Genomic DNA, 17727 nt, shown 5'->3' with positions numbered 1-17727 from the left:
ATTGATTGCTAAACAAACCTTGCGTGATAGGAAAAAAGAAGCCACCGCCTCTGCCCTGGCCGAAGCCGCATTCGAGCTCGCGCTTGAAAAAGGTTTGGATGGCTTCGTAGTCGACGACGTCGTGCAGCAGGCCGGATATTCGAGACGCACGTTCGCCAACTATTTTTCCTGCAAAGAAGAAGCCGTTGCTGCCGTCGCTGTCCCAACAACGAGTGTAGAGGAATATGAGAAATTACTTGCGGGCTTGCCACAAGGAGCAACACCGCTTGATGTGTTGTACAGCCTGATGCAGATGCAGTTTACTGCTGAGTTTCTGCTTAAAATACGCAAATTCATCTCCCTTTCGAAGCAGTACCCTACACTTGAACCGTACATCCTGGGTGTGTTCCGCCGTTTGCAAATGGCAGCTCAGGAAGCATTGGAACCATTCGCCCGCGGACGTTATAAGGACGGTTATACCCATCTTCTAGTCGGCGCCGTTTATGGAGCGTTTGTACCAATACTTGACGGCAGTCTGAACGTCCTGCTTCTGGGCGAGACGGAAGCAGAACCGACAGCTGCGATCCCATTCGATCAATATTTAAATTCGATGTTCGAGTATTTGCGAAAGGGCTTCTAGCCACTACTGACCACCATTCATCATGATATAAAGGAGATTAACATCACATGTCAACATTTTTGTACAAGTTAGGAAAATCCGCTTATGACAAGCCATGGCAGTTCCTCATCGGCTGGATCGCCATCCTTGGCGTCGTAATCGCTATGCTCGCAGTCAACGGCATCCATTCCAGCTCTGAAATGAAAATTGCCGGTACAGAATCGCAGAAGGTACTCGATCAACTAACGAAAGAGCTTCCCGAAGCTTCTGGCGGACAAGCCAGTATTGCCTTTACGGTACCAGTTGGTGAACGTTTGGATACACCAGAACGTTTAGCTTTAATCCAGAAGGCTGTTAATGACGTTTATAATGTAGACTATGTCATTAATCCTGCCAAATTGGCTGCGGAAGCTGGCCTTTCGGCTGCTGACAGCAGCCAAATGGGCGCCGCGGCTGCAGGGGCGAGCCAAGAAACACAAGCAGCCCAAGGAACACAAACGAACCAGCCAAGCGCCGCTGAAATACCTCCTTATGGCCCTTTGATGGTAGATGGCGTTCCGGTAATAGGAGTGATGCTCTCATCTGATGGCAGTCTCGCCCTGTTCCAGTTCCAATTCACCGAGCAGCAGGCTTCACTGCCCAAATCCGTACCAGACGCTGTAATCAACGCCGTCGCAGCTGTTGAGCAGAACAATTCCGGCATTACAGCTATACCTAGTGATTCGCTTAAGAGCACGCCAGCCATAGGCTCGACAGAAGCAATCGGGCTTCTCGTTGCAGCCGTTGTGCTCATTATTACGCTTGGCTCTGTTGTTGCTGCGGGTCTGCCGCTGCTTACCGCTCTTTTTGGCGTAGCGATCAGCATTGGAGGCGCGTATGCCCTCTCAAAATTCATTTCGATCAATGACATAACGCCTATTTTGGCGATCATGATTGGACTCGCTGTCGGTATCGACTATTCCCTGTTTATTGTGAATCGTCAGCGCCGCATGATTTTAGACCAAGGCTTAAGTGCGCGTGAAGCTGCGAGCAGAGCTGTAGGTACAGCTGGCAGCGCGGTATTTTTTGCAGGCTTAACGGTTATTATTGCTTTGTTCGGCATGCTCGTTATTGGCATTGAGTTCTTGTCTACGATGGCAATGGTCGCTGGTGTGACGGTTTTCGTCACTGTGCTGCTAGCCCTGACTCTGCTGCCTGCTCTGCTTGGATTCGTAGGTGAACGTATTTGCTCGCCTAAAGTCCGTATGAAAAACAACAGCTCTGACCAGAAAGCTAAGCATGGCTTCTCGATTCGCTGGGTTAAGGGAACGGTGAAATACCGCTGGCTTATTATTATCGGAGTGATCATCGTTCTAGGCACGGCAGCCATTCCGGTTACAAAAATGGAGCTCGGGATTCCCTCTGGCGCCTCGGCAAACCTCGATACGGCTGCAAGGCAAAGTTATGACGCGATTTCCAAAGGATTTGGAGAAGGCTTCAACGGTCCCCTGCTTCTGGTGGGCGAGCCGCAAAATGCCTCCGATACATTTACTCCTGAAAAACTCGGCAATCTCGTCCAAGAGCTTCAAAAGCATGACAATGTTTCACTCGTAACATTGATGGGTGTGAACAAAACGGGCGATATGGCGATTATTAGCCTGATTCCCAAAACAGGCCCAACGGACTTGGCAACGAAGGATCTAGTAAACGATCTGCGTGCCCCAGAATCAAGCATTGCGCAAAATACGGATATTAAGCTGGGCGTGACCGGATTCACCGCTATTAATATTGATATGTCGTCAAAGCTGTCGGAGGCGTTCCCTCTGTATGTGGGCATCATTGTCATTCTGTCCATCATTATTCTGCTGCTTGTGTTTCGCTCGATCATCGTTCCCATTAAAGCGACGGTCGGATTTATTCTCAGCATACTTGCGACGTTCGGCCTTACTACAGCCGTTTACCAGTGGGGATGGATGCATTCACTCTTCGGCTTTGACACAGGCGGCCCGCTGCTCAGCTTTATGCCTATTCTTGTCACTGGTATTCTTTACGGACTGGCGATGGATTATCAGGTCTTCCTAGTAAGCTCTATGCGTGAGTCTTACGTGCATGGTCATAGAGGAACCGACAGTGTCGTTCACGGCTATGATCTAGCAAGCCGCATCGTTCTAGCCGCTGCTGTCATTATGGTATCCGTCTTTGCCGGATTCATTTTCGCACCTGATGCCATGATCAAACAGATCGGCTTCGCGCTGGCTATAGGCATCCTTATCGATGCTTTCATTGTCCGTATGACACTGGTTCCAGCCGTCATGGCTGTCTTCGGAGACAAAGCTTGGTGGCTGCCAAAATGGTTAGACCGCATTCTGCCTAACCTCGATGTCGAGGGTGACAAGCTGATTACCGCACTGAATGCTCAGGGCAGCATCGACAGCAAAAAGAAGGCGAACAAGCCCGCATAACGTTCAACATTTTCACTCTATCTATATTGAAATTTCGTTTATAAAAGGAGGGTGAAGCTTGCGCCACACCCTCCCCACGGCATTCCGCCAATAAAGCAAAAGAACCACGTCATAGGATGTGGTTCTTTTGCTTTATTGATTTAATGATTCGGATTCAAAAACAACCGTTGGCGCCCCACTCTTCATTCGCAACGTAAAGTACGCGGGACCTAGCGGCGAAGGCTGGACTTCTCCGCCGGTTATGCTGCAGGCTCCCGCCCAATCCGGCAGCTTGACGATTATGTCGGTATCCCTATCTGCCGTCAACTCTGCTCTGAACGAACCCGTTTCTTGATTCCACGATAGCGCCACTTTGCCTGTGTGGAATCTCCAATCGGCCAGACGCCCCCGCTTCCAACGCTTCGGCAGCGCCGGCAGCAATTTAATGAGTTTGTCGGATACCTGAAGCAGCTGCTCCTGCACAGCATTCACCCACCCCATATTGGCATCCAATTGCACCGGAGCCGTAGGCATTTGCATCGATAAGCCCATTCCCCGCCAGTCGTTATGGAGCGTGAACAGATTAGGCAGCAGACTCGATCTGGAGAGGATATCCAGACAATTCAAGGAGCTGTCCCCATCTCCAAAACGAGCATAAATAGCAGCCATATGAGCTAGCGACCACCCGCTTTGGGCTCCAATCTCGCGCCGCTGCACAGCCTTTTCAAACGCGCCGAACAAGGTAGGATCACTCTCTTGCGTTAATTCCTGCCCAGGGAAAACGGGGTACAGATGAGATAGATGACGGTGCGCATACCGATCCTGAAAAGCAGGATGGAGCCACTCTCTGACCGCGCCAGCCTTATTCAGCCGATACGCGGGTAATCGCTTCAGCATGCGGCTCCATTCCTTCTCTGCCTCCGGATCGCCGCCCACCTTCCGATTCGCTGCTATTAGGTGCTGCAAAAGCTCTTTCAGAATGGCAACATCCATCGTCGCATTGATCGCCGTAGGCATCGGGTGCGCAAGCGGTTTGCCATCAGCCGGCATGAAGTTGAGCGGAGTATTTTCCGGCGATACAGAGGGATATATTTTGTAAAAGCCGTCCGCGTCCGTAACCAAGAAGTCCTCGTAAAAAAGCAACGCCTCGAGCATGAACGGCAGCGCTGTCTCCTGCAGAAATTGAACATCTCCGGTAAAACGGAAATGCTCATAATAGTGCCGGGCCAGCCAACCAGCTGCGCCGATCCAATTCAGAATGACAGGCACTATCTGATTAGGAACGCCGATGCCCGGCGTGGAGCCTGCTGGGATATAAATACCGCGGCAGCCGTACAGCTTGCTTGCATTTTCACGAAAGTCTTCCATTAATCCCTCATAGTAACGGAATAAGGAAGGGACCAGTTCGCCCAGACCTCCAACATGCGCATGCCAATACATCATCTGGATGTTCTCGTTCGCCATGTTATGGCACCATACCAGCCTATAATCGCCTCCCCAAAGCCCACACAGGCCGAAAGGCTCCGCCTCTTCCGCAGATGAGGTGCCGCTCAAAAACAAATAACGGCCATAGGCCCACATCTTGCGAACAAGTGCCGGCGGCGCCTCCCCCTCATACGCATCCAGCAGCAGCCGCTCATTAGATCGCAAATCATCTTCCGCGTCATTGAGCTTCAGCGAGGCTGAATGATATAACGGCCGATGCAGGGCGATATGGCGCTCAAGCAGTATTTCATAGGAGGAATCGACAACAAGCTCGGCCAGTTCCTGCTTCAGCCGCTCCCAGTCCCTGGAGCGCTCGCCCAGGACGAACAGCTTCACAAGCACCAGCAGCCGCCTCGCTCCCTCGAAGCGGATGACGCTTCCCGCCGCTTCCATGCTGCCGCCCTCCGGAATGACCAACATGACCGCTCCGAAATCTGTTCCATCGTCATTCGTTCCGGCAAACCAGACGTAAGCATCGCCTGCTCCCGTTTCAATCGATTGCTCAAGCTCCTTGAATTCCGGCGTATCCGCCCAGCGATCGCTCGGGTGAAGATCCAGACCGATCTCACCCGATACGCTGGCTTCCTCATTTCCTCCAAGCTCATAGACAACCGAATCGTCTGCGCGCGAAACGAACAGCCTCCGACGATACTGGCTCGGTCCGTCCGTCCAGCCTACCGTTATTTCTCCGGTGTCCATCTCAAGCATCCTGCTGTACCCGCGAAAGGCATTGCCGCAGGGCATGACAAGCCGGATCGCAGCCAGCGGAAATCTGGAAGCGAGCTTCGTCCCGTAACCGCGCTCCTTTAAAGCATTCGCAAGCTGCCAGCTTGCCTCTGCATATCGCTCTGCGTCCATCAGCCTGCGGGTCTGGGCTAGGGTATCGCTTACATCCGGCAGCTCATCCTTGCGCCCCCAATGCCATAGACGGGCATGGTTAAGCAGCACCGTCTCCTCCTGTACGCCGCCGAATACGGATGCGCCAATTACGCCGTTGCCCGAGGGAAGCGCTTCGCGCCACATATTCCGCCACCATGACGCGGGATAACTCATCAAAAGCTTATCGGCGCTTCGCTTGTCTTTTTGCTGCCGCATCCGTATCCTTCCTCCTTCGCTTGATCCTCTTCCTGCCATCTCGTTAAATAATGGCAGTATCCGACTGCCTGCGAAGCCGCTCCAGCTCAACGCTTGCCAGCAGAAGCGGGGCAACGCCCATTAGTACATCGCTGACGACCTGCTCGCTCATATAATATTCATAGGAGCCGTCGCGATACTTGCGCCCGCCCAAGCCTGCCCCGTTACAAATGCTGTGGAGATGAACGCCATGCTCATCCTCGGTTACGAAGCGCTCAAGAATTCCATCATATGCGAGCTCCACTGCCTGCCTGTCAATCTCAGCCAAATAACCGAGCCGAATGCCCTTAGCCAGCGCATACGTCAACATACACGAGCCCGACGACTCCAAATAGTTTCCTTGGCGGCCGTTGCAGTCCAGCAACTGGTACCACACGCCGCTCTCCTGATCCTGAACGCGCAGCAAGGCATTCGCCATCCGCTCAAAAATCCCCATCAGCTGGCCGCGTTTCGGATGATGAACGGGAAAATGCTCAAGCGAGTCTACGAGCGCCATGGCGTACCAGCCCATCCCGCGTCCCCACACATGCCGGGAGCGGCCCGTGGCGGCATCGCACCAGCGCTGTTCCCTGCTCTCGTCCCATGCGTGATGCAGCAATCCCGTTTGGGGGTTGCGCGTGCGCCGTTCGATCAACAGCAGCTGATGCGCCGCTTCATCGAACCAACCGCTCTCGCCAAAGGTGTTGGCAAATTCCGCCATAAACGGAGAAGACATGTATAGACCATCCAGCCACATTTGGAAGGGATATATTTTTTTATGCCAATATCCGCCTTCATCTGTACGGGGCTGCCCAATCAATTGAGTAATGAGAAGCCGGGCGGCCTGCTCATACTTTGAATCTCCTCCATTTCTCCATAGTCTCAGCAGGTTTTTTCCTTTGTTAATATGGTCGAGATTGTAATCCTCCAGCGTATAGCCGCGAATGGAGCCGTCCTCTTGGATGAAAACATCCATATGACGCTTCACTGTTGCTTCGTATTCAGATTCTTCGGTCCAATCGCCGAGCCTCCCGATCGCCGTCAGTGCCATCCCGGCCACATAGCCCCACTTATTAGCAATATTCGGGTGATAGCCATCTTCGCTTTGGGACAAAATCGTTCTGGCGACCCTAACGGATATACGTTCTGCATTAAGGATTTCAGTTGCAGCATTCATCAGCTTCTCCTCCTTTTGGTTACTTTTCCAGCAGCGGTAAAGAACTAAAATCTTCTGGAATGTCGACTATATACAAATTGCCATATCCGTTCTTATCGCTTGTGAAGAGCAGCCTTTTTCCGTCCGCATTGAAACGCGGGTGGGCGTGCACCTTCTGCGAATGAAAGCTGCAGCGCAGCTCGCACAGGATTCGCGGGCCTTCGTACGCGCCGTCGATCTTGCGCCATAGGCTAAGCGTCTTGACCGCTCCCTTCCCATCAACGATCGCTTGCCCCAATCCGTCCGCATAGCCATGCCAAGTATCGAAGCCGAACTCCGTCTCTTCCATGCCTGTATTGTCATAACGAATATTGCCAAAAAAATTGGTACCGTCCACTCGGAATCCATGATAGCCAACCGTTACGCCATCCGGATAAAAAAATTCATGCCCAACCTTCTCGCCTTCCTCCAGACGCTCCCTGATCTTCCAAGCATGACCCGTGCGCAGGTCCAGCCCCCAGATACGATGGTCTACCAAATGCCATGGGCCTTCGTGGCAAAAGGTCATCAGCCAAGGCTCCTTTGGGGATGTATTGATATGGGTAATGAATCGGTTCGCTTCATATACCTTCTCTCCGCCGCCGATCTGCGCATCAATACGTACGATCATGCTGTGGGGCGCGGCCTCCATCAACTCCCGATGGCCGACATAGCCGTTGCCTAGATCGAGCCGGATGCGATACGACAGATCCTCCTGCACGCAGGTCATAATGAACCGGCCGTCGGCTGTCGCGTTCGCATTGCCCAGATGATAGCCCTTCGGTGCTTCGTAGATCAGCTTCTCTTCAAGCGATTCAAGGTCCAGACGAATGAGGCTTCGTCCCATCTTCACGAACGCCGCGCTCCCGTCAGGCAGCAGGCAAGCATCCAATTGATCCACATCGTTGTAATCCGTCAGCTGGGTTATCAAACCGCTCTCCACATGCAAGCTGTACAGGTTCGCGCAATTTTCCCTGTCCGAGATGAACAACAGCCGTTGTTCTCCGTCATACCAACCGTTTTCCGTAAAATATAAATGATAGCTATGCGCCTTATAATTGGTTAATTGCGTTACTTCAAGGCCTGTTAGCCGATCAGTTTCCGTCTTCCGTTCCGAGGGCCACACGGTTCCTTTTGCAGACATGCTCTCGCCTCCTGAATATTGAAAGCTTTAGAAGCCTCTACAGCCAGGGCTTCAGCCCTTCCCATTTCACCGACCAGCTTCCATCCTGTGGGAAGCCCGGATTGAGGGCAGCCGGACTAGCCGCCGATTGTCCGGCTTCGTTTTCCTTCCAGCCAGCAGCCATCATGGCAACGGCGGTCAGCAGCCCGCCGTTGCCCGGCAGGTAAGCGGATAAGCCAGGCCGCTGATAATTATGACCGTTGGTTAGGTACGTATTTTTGGACGCATCCATTAAAAGGAAATCAACGGCGAGATCCGCTTCTCCGAGTCTTGCTGCCGTCATTGCACACATCGGGAAATCCCAGCCCCATGCCGATTCCCAGATCCATACTTCCTTCACCTTCAGCAGTGTATTCAGCATGACCTTGCGGTCGATTAACGCGCCCGGCAAAACGCCGAGTGCTCCCAGCATGGACGGATGGTCGCGATTTTTCGTCAGAAATGTTTCAAGGCACTGCTCATGGGCAAGGTATACGCCCTCCGCCTGCGGAGGCTCAGCTAACGAACCGGCAACCTCTGCCCAAAGCGGGTTCACAGGCTGCTGCATGCGTTCCGCCCAACAAATCGCAATTTCCAAGCCATACTTCCAGTATTCCAGCTCGTAAGGCGGATTTTTGCTGTCCTGCATCGAATGGCATTCCTGTGCCGGAATAAGGGGCGGCCCCAGATCATAAACCCGCTTCTCATCATTCCAGTGAGCGAAGGAAACCATGAAATCAGCCGCTTCGAACACGATGCTGCGGAACCGCTCCAGAGTATCGCTCGACGGATCCGCCTGATAGCAGAGCTCGGCAAGCGTCATTGGATGCGGCTGCTGCCAGATTAGCCCGTTTGCAACCGGCGATGGGCATGGCTTGCCGTCGAAGCCTACCATCTTGGGCCAACGCGCCCCTTCATAGCCTTGAGACTGCGCCAATTCGCGCGCGACCGGTAAGATTTGCGCGTACCAATCCATGCTGTTCAGCAAATAATTCTCTCTGCCCCACAATGGAAAATGAGCCGCATGCCACCAATGCATCTCCAGATGCGACTTGCCAAACCAGCTATTGTACATCAGGCCTGTTTCTTGCGGCGGCAGCGAGCCTCCACTGTGCAGCGCAAGCAAAAATTGCGACAATACGACGCGTCTCTCCAGCTCATAGGCTCTTGGATCGGCGCTTCCGGAGAAGTCGATTGCCGCGCCGCTCATCCAGAACGATTCCCAATGACGCGCGCTTGCGGACTTGATCGCTTCGACCTCTTCCGTCTGCGCCGACTCCTGCGCGAAGCCGATGGAGAATTCCAGCAATTCTCCGCCCGGGTCCGGCAGCAGCGTAAATTCGTGAACACCGGTCCGCTCCAGGCTCCCGGCGCTCCAAGACCAACTGACCTCATAGCGGTCCTCGTCCATGATTCTCACGATAGTTGCCCCGTTAACGCCCGTCTCGCCTAGCTCCGTAAGATGCCTGCCGTCATTGTCCAGATCCGGAAATACAGCCTTGGCCCATGTGGTAGATATCATATCAGGCGCTGGAAAACGGATGAAAACCTGCAGCCTTCCCTGTTCAATTAGCGGCGAAGCGACGCTTACCCCAATCGCATCAATCGTCGGATGGCAAGCGGTCATGACATGAACCGGCACGCCGCTCACTGCGAATTCGCTTGTCAAAATGCCTGTCCATAGATTCATTTTTTGGGTCATATTCGTTATATCCTCGGCCTTTGCTTCTTCACCCGATTCTGATAAAAATCGAAACGAAATGCGGCCAAGCTGAAGGCGATGGGGGTTTTGTCGCAGCCAGTGGTACGCCTCTGGCTTGTCGCCCGGTTTCATCGCATACCCAACCGCCCTGCCGTACGTATCGTAGGCCTGGTACGCGGCATCGCTCTCGGTGAATCGTCCCGAGCCGCCTGTATAATGCCATCCCCAATTGGACTGCGTGCCCAGCGGCACCTCATATTGATTCGGAAAAGTCTGCAGGCCGGTAATATCGGCGCTGAAGGCAAACTCGCCATTGCCTACGGAAAACGGGGACACCGGGTCCCATTTATTCAACTCCGGTTGATGGCGTTCCACGATCTGTCGTCTGTCCATTGGCTCCTCCTATTTGCTAGAACCCAGAGGCTGCGCAGCCTATAATCATTCGAACGGGAAATCCATCCGGGTTCTCATCATATCCCGGTACTTGCCCGGGGTAATATCCTTGAATTTGCGAAAGCTGCGAATAAAGCTATTCTCATGTTGATAGCCAACCATCAGCCCGATATCCGAAATACGGTCATCCGTCTTTAACAGCAGCTCACTCGCCCGCTCGATACGAAGACGAGTCAAATAGTTATAGATCGTTTCTCCCGTTTCTTGTTTGAACAGCTGGCTGGCAAGACTGCTGCTAACGCCAATCGCCTCAGCTACCTCCGGTATGCCTATGGGCTCGTTAAGATTTTGCTTCAAGTAGTCGACCATCCGTTGGCACATGATAAAGTCCTTGCTCTCGGCCAAACGGCGGAAGCGCTGCGCCAGCACGGCAGCCCTGCTCTCCAGTTTATCTTTGATATCCTCCAAGCGAAGGGTATCTATTCGAACATACGTTTGAAAATAAGAGCCTTCCGAGGCTGGGCGTATTTGCTCGATCCTCTCGATGGCCGACTGCAGGAAGGATACGGCCACCGATGGGTACCCGTATTGACAGCGGATATTATCGGTCATTCGAACGACTGCTTCCAGAGAACTCGGCTCATCGCCCATTTCTATAGCGCCAATCAATTCATCCAGCGCGCTTTCAAACTGCAGCGGTTCGTTCACTTCATGCCCGGACACCTCTTGGAACGTGATGACCTGTCCATAGCCTTGGTACAGCCGGTATGTAAGCGCATTCTCCGCTTCCAGCATCACTTGCTTTAATTTTGCAATATCCGTCTGCGTGTTGCTGACCCCAGCCGATACGCTGAATTTCAATAAGCGTGACACTACCTCTAGCGATTCAGCCAGCTTGCTCTCGCATCGCTGCCCTTCTACACGCGGCTGCAGCAAGATGGCTGTCTTATCCGTTCCGAAATCGGCGCATACGATTCGCCACTGCGGCTCGAACAGTTCAGCCACAATATTGGCCAATGCGAATTTTAACAGGGAATGATCGCCGCCGGTAAATGTGCGAGACCATTCCTCATAACGGTCAATCGATAGAACGGCCACCGTCACCGGCGCCTCCGTCCATTCGCCAAAATAACGGTTCCATTTCTCTTCAATGTCCCGCTTCCCGCTAAGATTGCCGGAATAAATATCAGTAAGCAGCTTCGAGGCAGCCTCCGACATCGACTCCCGGACAAGCTGAGCCAGATGCGCATGATTGGTAAGCAATTCACCAGCAAGCTTCTCTAGATCCATGCCCTCCGATCCGCTCTTTTTGCGGTCATACCTGCTGAACAGCTGCTTGAGCCTGCGCACGGGACGGAAAGCCGCCGCATTAATATAGAAAATCGTTAACCCACCAAGCCCGAGAGCCGCAATGGATACTAAAAGAACCACCTTCGCCACCCGCTTGGACTTAGCCAGCAGGCTGTCCTGCTCAACAATAGACACATAGCTCCATCCCGTTACAGGCGATTTGAGCTGATTAATAAGCAATTGGCGATTCTGAATGGTGATATCCCCGCCATCGTCCTCTTTCAACGACTCAATCGCATGGTTTACCGACTCTTGATTAAACTCATAGTTCGAAACGGAGTAGAGCAGCTCGTCATGCTCGTCAATAATATAGCGCATCCGGTTCAAATTGTTCATGATTGGCGGATTCAGCTTCGCGAATAACTCGTCATTTTTAAGATTGACAGCTACGATTCCTTTGAACTCTCCTTGAATCATGATCTTACGGAACAGCGTAACGCTTGAGCCTTTAGCTCCTGCCCCTTCAGGCACCATCCTTTTCTTAATGAGCGTCGTCCTCTCTCCGAATTCAGAAGCTACGCCGGTCCAGTCGGAATCGTCGAATGTCAGCCTATTGGAGCTGAAGCCCTGCGGAATTGCCAGGAAGCTTTCCCGGGTAAGATCATAAACATAAATGCTTTTAATATATTTGGAATTGCTGATTAATGTCGATAGAAACTGGTAGGCCTCCGTAATATTCGTATATGAGCCCTGTGATTTGCTGGTCAAAAACTTGTAAACATTATCATTCAAAGCGACTTGAATCGCGACCTTGTCGCTCTCGCTGATCAACTCGTCGATCACGTTCATATCGAGCTTCAGCATTTGGCGCTGCAATTCGCTGAGCTCTTCCTGCATCACCGATTTAGACGTGTTGTACGAGGTCAAGCTTACAGCCAGAATAATGAGAAAGACGGAAACGGTCAAAATCAGCACGAGCCTAACTTGGGTATGTGCCAGATTATATTTCAACCATTTCTTGATAGACTGCGTCACGATAAATCCCACCTTATGCCGAGGATCCTTCTATTATAACGTGATCCTGCTCTCGCAACATACTCAGCCCGATCTTCTTACTCACACTCCAAAGCCCCTCAAGCCTTTTCTTTCAACCATTCTTTCATTCGCTGCGTTTCAATGCCGGCAAGCAGTACGATGCCGATACCATGCGTATCATTCAAATTCCAGCCTAAATCATGCTTATAGTAAGCATGGGAATAGGACCAGCTGGAGCCTTTGCATACCCCGTACAGATTCCCTCGTTTGTCGATGGCCCGCTCGCATAATCCCTGCCAGCCGGTCAGCGCCGCCCTGATGTACGGCTCCGGATTTTCGAGCCAGCTATGGCGAATCCCGAGCGCAAAGCCGTAAATGAACATCGAGGTACACGAGGATTCCTCATATGACTCCGCATCGACCAATACTTGATGCCATAGGCCATGCTTGCCCTGCAGCCTGCGGTATCCTTCGGCCAAATCCCGATAGAAAGCGAGTATGGACGGGTAGCTCTCATGCGTCCTTGGCAATACTTCGAGCAATACGGCCAGCGAGAAAAATACCCAGCCGTTGCCCCTGCCCCAGACCGTCCCAGACGGCTTGCTATTGCGAACATCATACACATGAGACATGACCTGCCGATCCGCCATGTACAAATACTTCTTATAAAGCAGAAGCTGCCCCGCGGCTTCATCCATATAGCTCGCATCGCCGGTAAGCTCGGCATACCTGCATAGGAAAGGAACGCTCATGTACATATCGTCGCACCACATCGTGTTATGCATACTCGGGGAGACGCCGACTTTGCGATACAGCGCTCCGTCTTCCATGCGGTCCTGCACGTTCATAATATAATGGGCAATATCATCCGCCACCGCACGCGAGCCTTCAATCAAGCGGTCGCGTTCTGCCATAATGGCTAGCGCCCCAAAGGAGCCGCAGTCATCAAGACTGTCGATATGCGACAGCTGGTTGTTTAAGCCTGCTGCTCCGAAGCGCTCGCGGTCCCACAGCGAGTAGGCATAAGTCGATGTCGCGAACTCGACATGGCCCGCAACGTAATCCGCCAAATCTTCACGCTTAAGCAGCCGGCTTGAACCCAGCAGTCCTGACAGCGTAACGCCAAGCGGATAATTCCAACGGCCGTAAAGCTCATTTTCGAGAAATGGGCGTACATGCGCTCCCGGCTGATCCGTCGTCCAGAAAACGTTCGTGAAGCGGTCGGCCGACACCTTGCCCGGTGCCAGATAATCGGCCGAATCCATATTCGCTTCCGGTGAGAGCGGACCCAGCAGCAGCCATTTACCTTTATAGCCATGCACGCGCCGCCCGAGAACCAGTTCAACGTTAGGCGATGCAATGTCCTCAAGCTGAAAACCCCATCCTTGCCCATCGCATCGGCAATGGGCGATTAGGTCGCCGCTCCCCGGGTCTGCACCCAATTCGAGGGAGAAGTCTCCCGCTTCTCGAACCGCGTATACTTCTTTTCCCTGCCATATAAACTGTAATGGACCGTATGCGGTTCCTGAGATCGTGACTGGCTGCTTAGAGACGGTACGGTTGGCGATCGTCGTCCATGCATAAGCGGAATAGCCAGGCTGCATGCCATATAAAAGATCCAACCGCCCTTTCCCCTCTTCTCGTGCAGGCAGCCATTCCGCTCCAGTAGCTGCTTCCGTCTGATTCGTGCCCGGGATGCGATTAATCGGATGGGCCGACGGCGCCGTATAGATCCAGCCTTCCTCCCCGTCCCGCTCATCGGATGGAGCCAGAAAGTGAAAAGGCTTATTTTTGCGGCTGCCTGTTCCGAACGCCGCTCCGCAGTTTCCTTCCTGTCCCACCCCCAGCTCCAGAACAAAGTGATTCCATCCCCGCAGCAGATTTATCTTTAGCTTTATCGGCAGTACGACTGAAGTCGGATCCGCTTCGGACATCTCCTCCTCCGGTGACGAGCCAAAGCGCTGATCCCCATTGTGATGCAGCTTCACTTGCCCGTAGCAGCGAAGATGGAAGATGAACTCCTGCGGCTGATCGATCCAGAGCTTTGCCCAAGCGTAAACCCGCAGGCCTGCTTCCATTTCCTTAAACATGCTTCTCAGCGGAAATTCATATAAGTGGTCCGCTCCCTTGCGGACCGCGCTGGCCCGAGTCACCCGGTACACAGGGCCATGAGGCGGATTATCGCCGACATACCGCTGCGCAATAACCTTGAGCACATGCGGAATGCTTCCGCCCTCCGTCTGCGCGGCCATGCTTTCCATCGAATCGACATACCCGCTTAGGTTAGCTGCCATTACCCTCCTCCTCTCTGGCCGTTTAGGCTCTTTGGACGCTCCTGCAATTCGCTGCCAGGGCTGCCGGTACCGCTTTCCAGCACTTCCTCGATCGTAACCAGGCGATGCTCCTTTACCGAGCGCCAGACCGCTTCGCCCGTCGCCACCGAATAAGCGCCGTCAACCGCACCCGATAAGATGCGGAACGGCCGTCTACGGTCCTCGCCCATGAATAAGTCTTCCAGCAGCAGCGGATCGCCCCCGCCATGTCCGCCTTCCCGGTGCACGACATGTATCGTTTCCTTTGAGCCGAACAATGGAAAGTAGTCGATCGTTTGGACAGGCGTAGGGAATGGCGTTCTGCCAGGCATATGATATTCCACCGTCTCGAGCCTTCCTTTCGTCCCGTTAATGGCTAGCCGATAACCTTCATAAGGCAGCGAGAAGTTGACGGAATAACTGAGCAGCGCGCCGCCGCTGTATTTCACGGTCGCGGCGTACGTATCTTCAATTTCTATTTCTGAATCGAAAATGCAGCGGTCCGGACGGTAATCCGAATAGGGAAACGCCGATGTCTTCCCTGTATCAAGAGACCCGAGATGATCATCCGGCACTTTAAGATTCCGGCTGCGGGCATTCCACCGCGAGTAATACGAGCAGTCCTCGGTATGAGAGCAGGTGCTGCAAAATCTGCCGTCCTCCTTCCTCGGATTCGCCTCGCCTTGGGCGCCATAATAATTCAAAGCACCAAAGGAAAATACTTCTACCGGCTTCTGATCAATCCACCAGTTGACCAAATCGAAATGATGTGTGCTCTTGTGTACGGACAAACCGCCCGACAGCTTGCGTTCCCGGTTCCACCTTTTGAAGTAGCTCGAGCCGTGATACGTATCCAAGTACCAGTTCAAGTCAATCGATGTTATTCTGCCAAGCTTCCCTTCCTGCACAATCTCCTTAATCTTCGTATGAATCGGGGCATAGCGGTAATTGAAGGTCACGATAACCGAGCCCTTGCTCGCCTTCTCTGCTTCAATAACGCGCTTGCTGTCTTCTCCCGTTGTCACCATTGGTTTCTCTGTAATGGCATCCAGATCATGCTTTAGAGCGGCAATCAGGTACTGCGCATGCGTGTCGTCGCGGCCTGCAACGATAATCACGTCAGGCTTCGTTTCAGCGACCATTCGATCAAACTCGTTCTCGCCGTAGGTTCTTATGTCGGCATGCTCCGGATATCTCGAACGGTACAGCTCAAAGCGCTTGGGATCTCGGTCAAGCAGGCCGACAAGCTCGCAGCCTCCAGCGAAAGTGGTCAGGATAGGCTTGGCGAACATGCCCAGCGCACGTCCGCTCACGCCGCAAATGGCGTATCGTTTTCTCATCTTATCCAGTCCTTTCTTGCATTTACGCGATCATGAAGACTTCCGCATACCGCTTATTCCTTCACTTTGGCATACCATTCTTGGACGCGCTTGGTGACGGCCTCGCCTCCGGCTTTATTCCAACGCTCAACGAACTCTTCAAATTTCTCTATTGGCCATTCGCCAATGACGATTTTCGTCAGATATTCTTGAAAAAGCTTATGAGATTGGATATCCGGGAAGCCTTCGTACACCGTATTCGGCAATCCGTCGCCGGCGATTCGACGCGCATCGGACGTGCTGACCGCGAAGACATCCTGCACCATCTTCTGCATGTCTTCCGGGATCGTCTCCTTGATCCTTACATCCATATCTTCCTTGGTCGTCAGATTGCGCATCCCAAGCGCGATAGGCCGGCTGTCCTCTGGCGGCAATATGACCTTCTTGCCGTTTACGACTTCATGCTGCTGGCCCTCTATGCCAAAGCGAATAAATTCATCGTTGCTTTGGTCATAGAAAAAATCGAGCAGCTTAAGAGAATATTCGGCTTTATCCTTTGCAGCAGTCGGAATCATCCACTCCGGCTCGCCCATGCTCTTCTGCGTCACAAAGCCTTCAAAACCTTCGGCCTTAGGTACCGGCATGCCGACTACGTAAGCATCGGGCGCTCCTTTGAGCATCGCAGTATAGCGTTCGCGGAGATTGGCTGGAAGGTGATACCAGCTGCCGACCAGGTTATTGTTGATTTTGGCCTGCCAAACATCGCCTTTGTTCAGAAACGTCTCATTGTCTAATAGCTTCTCTTCATATAACTCACGAATATATGCGATAGCAGCCTTCATATTTTTCGTAACGCCAGCGTATTGAATCTCTCCTTCATAGATATCCCATTCCGGTACGCCTTCCCACATCGCGACACCATACATGCCGAACAGGTGGTCCATCCACTTGCCAAACTCGCGGCCCGACGTAGGCAGCTCATCCGCCTTGCCATTGCCGTTCGGGTCTTTGTCCCGGAATGCCCGCAGAACCTCTTTATACTCCTCTGTTGTTTTCGGCATAGACAATCCCACCTTATCCAGCCAGTCCTGACGAATCATCGGCGCCCGCTCGGGTACGAGAAACACCTTAGGCACATAATAAATATGGCCGTCTGGGGAAGCTGACCGTACGATATCCCATGCTTCTTCCGGAATGTTCTTCCATACATTTGGTGCATACTTCGGCAGCAAATCATCGAGTGGCAGAGCGCCGCCCTGCTTGATTAACGTCTGCTCGATGCCTCCAATCGGACGGAGAATGTCCGGCAGATCATCGGACGCAATCATCAAATTCAGAAATTCCGTTGGCTCCGAGCCTGGTGCCGTCGTCAGCAGTTCGTATACGACCCCCGTCTTCTCCTCCACATATTTCACATGCTCATTATCTTTGCCCGGAATGGTTCCTACGCCCATATGGCTTTTGAATACTTTCACCGTAACGGGCGTATTCTTCTCCGTATCATTCACGGAAGCTGCAGGCTTCTCTCCATTATTGGAACAGCCCGAGAGAATCGAAACGACCAGCAGCGATACTAAAGCGGATACTCTGGCCGACTTTCCAAAAACATGTTTCATCATGTGTTCAGTTCCCCTTTTAATGGAATTAATGCTATATATCAAGCCGGAAATTCGGCTTCATACCTTCTTTTCTTCCGCCCTAAA

At 52.7% G+C, this 17727-nt stretch carries 10 protein-coding genes; 2 read left to right on the top strand and 8 right to left on the bottom strand.

The window, feature by feature from the left end:
• Window position 1: 1 nt before the first annotated feature.
• On the top strand, window positions 2-619 hold the full coding sequence (locus AC6B99_RS21835) for a TetR/AcrR family transcriptional regulator (protein WP_235533021.1): 618 nt from the start codon (window positions 2-4) through the stop codon (window positions 617-619).
• Window positions 620-666: 47 nt separating this feature from the next.
• The gene (locus AC6B99_RS21830; protein ID WP_494858487.1) at window positions 667-3039 is read left to right on the top strand and encodes an MMPL family transporter; all 2373 of its coding nucleotides are present in this window, start codon (window positions 667-669) and stop codon (window positions 3037-3039) included.
• 132 nt (window positions 3040-3171) lie between these two features.
• Here the strand turns inward: AC6B99_RS21830 and AC6B99_RS21825 are convergent, their stop codons facing one another.
• The 8 genes from AC6B99_RS21825 to AC6B99_RS21790 form a co-directional block, all read right to left on the bottom strand.
• Complete coding sequence (locus AC6B99_RS21825) at window positions 3172-5598, bottom strand: glycosyl hydrolase family 95 catalytic domain-containing protein (RefSeq protein WP_496664238.1); 2427 nt, start codon at window positions 5596-5598, stop codon at window positions 3172-3174.
• Window positions 5599-5641: 43 nt separating this feature from the next.
• The gene (locus AC6B99_RS21820; RefSeq protein WP_496664237.1) at window positions 5642-6793 is read right to left on the bottom strand and encodes a glycoside hydrolase family 88/105 protein; all 1152 of its coding nucleotides are present in this window, start codon (window positions 6791-6793) and stop codon (window positions 5642-5644) included.
• A gap of 19 nt (window positions 6794-6812) precedes the next feature.
• A complete protein-coding gene (locus AC6B99_RS21815; RefSeq protein ID WP_496664236.1) occupies window positions 6813-7955 on the bottom strand; it encodes an oligogalacturonate lyase family protein in 1143 nt (380 codons plus the stop codon).
• 37 nt (window positions 7956-7992) lie between these two features.
• Window positions 7993-10068: a glycoside hydrolase family 65 gene (locus AC6B99_RS21810; RefSeq protein ID WP_496664235.1), complete on the bottom strand. Its 2076-nt coding sequence runs from the start codon at window positions 10066-10068 to the stop codon at window positions 7993-7995.
• A gap of 45 nt (window positions 10069-10113) precedes the next feature.
• Window positions 10114-12393, bottom strand: coding sequence for a helix-turn-helix domain-containing protein (locus AC6B99_RS21805; RefSeq protein ID WP_056032700.1), 2280 nt, complete (start codon window positions 12391-12393; stop codon window positions 10114-10116).
• A 98-nt stretch (window positions 12394-12491) separates the two neighbouring features.
• Entirely contained in the window at window positions 12492-14687 is a 2196-nt protein-coding gene (locus AC6B99_RS21800) for a glycoside hydrolase family 88/105 protein (protein WP_496664234.1), read from the bottom strand.
• The gene (locus AC6B99_RS21795) at window positions 14687-16045 is read right to left on the bottom strand and encodes a Gfo/Idh/MocA family protein (protein ID WP_056029128.1); all 1359 of its coding nucleotides are present in this window, start codon (window positions 16043-16045) and stop codon (window positions 14687-14689) included. Before AC6B99_RS21795 ends, AC6B99_RS21800 begins: the two co-directional genes overlap by 1 nt.
• Before the next feature lie 53 nt (window positions 16046-16098).
• Window positions 16099-17643, bottom strand: coding sequence for an extracellular solute-binding protein (locus AC6B99_RS21790; protein ID WP_496664233.1), 1545 nt, complete (start codon window positions 17641-17643; stop codon window positions 16099-16101).
• Window positions 17644-17727: the final 84 nt, after the last annotated feature.

It is taken from the genome of Paenibacillus liaoningensis, from assembly GCF_059609455.1.
This window is presented reverse-complemented; position numbering and strand designations above follow the sequence as displayed.

Coding starts and splice junctions, on each gene's coding strand:
- AC6B99_RS21795 (WP_056029128.1), bottom strand. CDS start 16,045: ATGAGAAAACGATACGCCATTTGCGGCGTGAGCGGACGTGCGCTGGGC.
- AC6B99_RS21830 (WP_494858487.1), top strand. CDS start 667: ATGTCAACATTTTTGTACAAGTTAGGAAAATCCGCTTATGACAAGCCA.
- AC6B99_RS21800 (WP_496664234.1), bottom strand. CDS start 14,687: ATGGCAGCTAACCTAAGCGGGTATGTCGATTCGATGGAAAGCATGGCC.
- AC6B99_RS21810 (WP_496664235.1), bottom strand. CDS start 10,068: ATGGACAGACGACAGATCGTGGAACGCCATCAACCGGAGTTGAATAAA.
- AC6B99_RS21820 (WP_496664237.1), bottom strand. CDS start 6,793: ATGAATGCTGCAACTGAAATCCTTAATGCAGAACGTATATCCGTTAGG.
- AC6B99_RS21790 (WP_496664233.1), bottom strand. CDS start 17,643: ATGATGAAACATGTTTTTGGAAAGTCGGCCAGAGTATCCGCTTTAGTA.
- AC6B99_RS21825 (WP_496664238.1), bottom strand. CDS start 5,598: ATGCGGCAGCAAAAAGACAAGCGAAGCGCCGATAAGCTTTTGATGAGT.
- AC6B99_RS21815 (WP_496664236.1), bottom strand. CDS start 7,955: ATGTCTGCAAAAGGAACCGTGTGGCCCTCGGAACGGAAGACGGAAACT.